We start from the raw sequence: 539 nt of genomic DNA on the forward strand, positions 1-539 counted from the left end.
GGCATGTACAGCGTCTCGGGCGAGCCGAATGCGAAGCGCACGACCACCATCTGCAGCGCGCTGAGAACGCGCTTGAGTTCGGGCGTGAGCCGGAAGTCGGAGAGAACTGTGTCGATGCCGGCAATGACGCCGCGAAACACATGGTCGCGCGCGTCGAGCGGGGGAACATCATTTGCCGCTGGCGGCGTCGCAGCACCGTCCCGGAAATCCGATTCACGACGATCCGGGCCAGCCGACGACTCACCGAGCAGGACATCGACCGGGATGGCGACCTCCGCGTCGGATGCACTGCGCTTGACGACAAAGCTGGCAGTCGCGTCTCCGCGGCCGAACCATGCGACGGCGCTTGCACACGCCATCCGCGCGAAGTCGACGATCGCGTCGGGCGCGACGCGCATGCACGCTGCGCGCTCCTCGGCATTGAGCGACATCTCCTCGGTCAACCGCCATATCGCGCATGCAAAGGCCTCCGGGTGGAACGGACTGGTACGGTCGCCGCCCAACTTGTGGCCCGGTCGAAGCGCCAGTCCCTCTTGCGC

General features: G+C 66.6%; 1 protein-coding gene. It reads right to left on the minus strand.

All coding sequences use genetic code 11. The annotated features are described in order from the left end of the window. Positions 1-431 (minus strand): hypothetical protein (locus tag ACXRVZ_RS27740; protein ID WP_458233150.1); only part of this gene is annotated, 431 nt, incomplete at its 3' end. Positions 432-539 lie beyond the last annotated feature (108 nt).

Source organism: Roseateles sp. P5_E8, from assembly GCF_054177665.1.